Below are 3,979 nucleotides of genomic sequence, written 5' to 3' on the forward strand. Positions count from 1 at the left end.
CTCCGTATAAATTCATTTTAATATGAATTCAACGAAAGTGTTTTTATTTTATTCCCACAAATTGGGGTCAGCTCAAATTAATTGTCCCTGCCTCTTTTTTATATATTAATTTTTGTGTTCTAACACGCTAGTTTTATTTTACTGGTACTGGCCATGTCTCTAGTTTCTCTGCCATTTCCCAGAACATGTATTCATAGTAACTTGTATTTACAACAATATCTTCTAAACGTTGTAATTCTTCTTCTGTCTTTCCTTCAGCTACATTATTCATTAATTGAATGCAGTCTTCTTTAGATGAACTGAATTCTTGTGATGCATACATTTTAATCCATTCTCCATATAGTGGATGGTCTTTTGAATCTTCAATTTCTGCTAATTTCAAACCTATATAACTATAACTCCATGTACACGTTAGTATTGCGGCAATAACATTCTCGATTCCACCTTGTTGTGCTAAATTCAACATATAACTTGTATATGCTAATGTAGTTTGAGCTGGTTCTGTTTGTTCAAGTTCCTTTTCTGTAATCCCAAATTGTTTAGCATAGCTACGATGCAAATCCATTTCTGTATGCAAAGTATCATAAGCTAAATCGGCGTAAGTTGTCATCATCTGTAAATCTGGAGATTTAGCTGCACCAATAGAAAATAGCCTTGCATATTCAATCAAATATACATAATCTTGCTTTAACCAATGTTTAAACTTTTCTTCATCAAGTGACCCATCTCCTAATCCTTGAATAAAAGGATGATCCATATAAGACTTCCAAATTGGTTCAACTCTTTTAAATATTCTATCTGTAAATTTCATTTATATCCTCCTTATATATAAAAAAACGCTATTTCCATTAAGAAAATAGCGTCTACTTATACTCTAATTAAAGAAACGCCACTTTCCTACGCCAGTATAAACTGGATCAGGTTCAAGGAATTTCAAAGTTTCACTTTAATCTCAGCCTTTCAAAAGGCACTTCCAGTGGTTTAATATTTTTTTATTTACTTTTCATTCAGTTACAACATATCGGTTTTGTATATATTTTGCAAATAAAGTCATAATTCATTCTCACGATTCTTACTTTTCTTTTCTAAATATATTCTCTTTTTTCTTTCCTCTTGCAAGTTCATCAATTAGTTTGTCTAAATATCTGATTTCTTGCATTAGTGGTTCTTCGATTTCCTCTACTCTTATTCCACAAATAACGCCTTTGATAAGTTTTCTATTTGGATTTTTGTTTGGTGCTTCTTTGAAAAATGTTTCAAAGTCGGTTTTATTTTCTAAAATTTCTTCTAATTCTTGCTGGCTATAACCTGTTAGCCAAAGGATGATTTCATCTACGTCTTCTTTTGTTTTTCCTTTTTTCTCTGCTTTAGTAACGTAATGTGGATATACACTTGAAACTGGCATTGCATATACTTTTTCTTTTTCCATGTTTTATCCTTCTTTCGTTTATGTTTGTTGACGTTGTCTTTGACTTAAAAATATAGCAATAATCGCTAACACTAATAGTGATGATGCAAAAATAAGTGCACCATTATAATTATCAGTATCTCCAATTAATATTCCTGCAAAATATGGTGCAATAACTTGTCCGAGGCTATAGAAAAATGTTAATAGTGCTACTAAATTTTTACCAGATATTGCACTCATTATTTGTCCTCGTGACATAAATAAAGTCGTTAATCCTAAGAAAGTTCCTCCAAATAAACATGAACTTATAATTAAGCTTATTGTAGTATGTGAAAATACTGGCAATATAACGCCTATAAATTGAAGCATAAATGCAAGATAAATCGCTTTAATATATCCTATCTTATTCCCTAAAATGGACCATAATACACACGAAGGTATTGCTGTTAAACCAACAAACATCCAACTTAATGCAGCATATTCTTTTAGATTTGGTATAGATTCAACAATAGCGACTAAGAAAGTACCTGTAACGATATACCCCGCTCCTTCTAGTAAATAAGCAATTGAAAAGAACACCATAAACCATTTTGTATATGTTTCATTTTTATCAGTCTCAATATTTAATTTCTTTTGCTTCAAATTTAAAGGTTCCTTTATATCTTTCATTAAGAAAATAACAATTGAACCCATTAATAAAGAAACAACACCTAATATGATCCAAGTAGATGACCATGTCTCGCTATCTGTATATAATTGAACAAAAATACTACTCGTGAATATTCCAATTCCAACACCACTGTATAAAAATCCAGATAAATGAGACTTACCGCCTTTATTTAAACCTTCTAATACGACATTAGAAGAAAGTACAAATACAGTACCGCTCGTAATACCAGCTACAAATCTCAGAACATTCCATGTAATAAAGTCATGCGTAAAGCCCATAAGTAATACAGAAATAATGTTGATTAATAAATATATTTTTAAATCAATGACCTTGCTTCTCATAATTAAGAATGTAGGAATCATCGCACCAATCAAGTAACCTAAATAGTTGATTGTAGCTAATAATCCAGCGTCTTGATTGCTTAAATGCGTTGCTTTTTGCATGAAAGGTAAAATGGGCGTATAAGAAAAACGTCCAATCGCCATAACAATAAAAAGTGATAGCATACCTAATATTAGTTGTTTATACGCTTTACTAGCTGACAATTTACGCACCTCGTTTTCTCTTTTAAGTAATATTATCTCTCTCATAGCATGAATACACAAGATGAATTTAAAAGAGAAAGAAGAGAAGAAAAATAAAAAGCACGCCCTATCCACTATTAATAATTTTGGATTGGGCATGCTTTTTATTTACTATATTATTCTGATACTTTAATGACTTGCTTACCAAAGTTATCACCTGTAAATAATTTACGGAATGCGTTTGGTATTTGGTCAAATCCTTCATCTATTGTTACTTCTGATTTTATTTTACCTTCTTGTATCCATTGTGCTAATTGTTCACTAGCTTCTTTAATGTCTTCATTAAATTGAGCAACTATAAAACCTTGCATAAGTGCTTGGTTTTTTATAAGTGTTTGTTGTATGCGAGGTCCGATGTCCTCACCTTTAAGATTATATGAAGATATCGCGCCACAAACTGGAATTCGTGCAAATTTATTAAGGTGTTTAAATACTTCATCTGAAAGTTCTCCGCCTACATTTTCAAAATATACATCTATTCCATTTGGTACTGCTTTTTCAAGTTTTTCAGCAAAATCGTCTTTTTTATAATCTACACCTTCATCGAAACCTAACGTCTCAGTTAAATAATTAACTTTCTCGGAGCCGCCTGCTATACCAACAACATGAGCACCTTTAAGTTTAGCAATTTGTCCAACTACTGACCCTACTGCTCCTGAAGCTGCTGAAACAACTACAGTTTCTCCTTCTTGTGGTTTACCAATTTTCAACAATCCTTGATAAGCTGTCATTCCTGGCATACCGAGTACACTTAAATATAAGTATAACGGTACTTCATTAGAAGCTATTTTAGTTACGTATTTTTGGTTAATGGTTATAAATTTTTGCCAAGGCAATACACCCGTAACAACGTCTCCTTTTTGTAATTCACTTGAGTTAGATTGAACTACTTCAGCTACGATATGCCCGTTAAAAGGTTTATCTAATTCATATGACTGCGTGTAACTTTTTGAATCGTTCATTCTACCTCTCATATAAGGATCAACGGATACATATATCGTTTTTAATAATACTTCGTCGCTACTTGGTTCTCTAACGTCTATCTCTTCATAGCGAAATACATCATCTTGAGGAATACCTTCTGTTCTTTTAGCTAATACTATTTGTTCATTTTTCATGATTTTCCTCCTAATTTATAACTAAAAATTATTCAATTTATTTCCTTTATATAAATAGATATTAGACTTGATTAATAAGAGACTCAAATAATTTGTTTTTCCTTTAATTCGATATTTCAATAAAGCTATAGAAATTCTAAGCTTTTAAAATTTACTTTTCTATTATGTTCTGTCATGATGCATTATAGTAAATAAAATT

At 31.2% G+C, this 3,979-nt stretch carries 4 protein-coding genes and 1 riboswitch; all 4 genes read right to left on the bottom strand.

Going from position 1 to position 3,979, the window contains the following annotated elements:
- Positions 1 to 133: 133 nt before the first annotated feature.
- Positions 134 to 811, bottom strand: coding sequence for a thiaminase II (gene tenA / locus CD129_RS10485; protein WP_115337072.1), 678 nt, complete (start codon positions 809 to 811; stop codon positions 134 to 136).
- Positions 812 to 877: 66 nt separating this feature from the next.
- Positions 878 to 985, bottom strand: a riboswitch (TPP riboswitch).
- An 87-nt stretch (positions 986 to 1,072) separates the two neighbouring features.
- Positions 1,073 to 1,429, bottom strand: coding sequence for a DUF2200 domain-containing protein (locus CD129_RS10490; RefSeq protein WP_115337071.1), 357 nt, complete (start codon positions 1,427 to 1,429; stop codon positions 1,073 to 1,075).
- Between the two features lie 18 nt (positions 1,430 to 1,447).
- Positions 1,448 to 2,623, bottom strand: coding sequence for a YbfB/YjiJ family MFS transporter (locus CD129_RS10495; protein WP_238418549.1), 1,176 nt, complete (start codon positions 2,621 to 2,623; stop codon positions 1,448 to 1,450).
- Between the two features lie 155 nt (positions 2,624 to 2,778).
- Positions 2,779 to 3,780, bottom strand: coding sequence for an NADP-dependent oxidoreductase (locus CD129_RS10500; protein WP_115337069.1), 1,002 nt, complete (start codon positions 3,778 to 3,780; stop codon positions 2,779 to 2,781).
- Between the last annotated feature and the right edge of the window lie 199 nt (positions 3,781 to 3,979).

It is taken from the genome of Mammaliicoccus fleurettii (assembly GCF_003970575.1).
Taxonomy (GTDB): Bacteria; Bacillota; Bacilli; order Staphylococcales; family Staphylococcaceae; genus Mammaliicoccus; species Mammaliicoccus fleurettii.

Bases quoted from the DNA above. Each gene is read 5' to 3' on its own strand.
- tenA (WP_115337072.1), bottom strand. From the start codon at position 811: ATGAAATTTACAGATAGAATATTTAAAAGAGTTGAACCAATTTGGAAG.
- CD129_RS10490 (WP_115337071.1), bottom strand. From the start codon at position 1,429: ATGGAAAAAGAAAAAGTATATGCAATGCCAGTTTCAAGTGTATATCCA.
- CD129_RS10500 (WP_115337069.1), bottom strand. From the start codon at position 3,780: ATGAAAAATGAACAAATAGTATTAGCTAAAAGAACAGAAGGTATTCCT.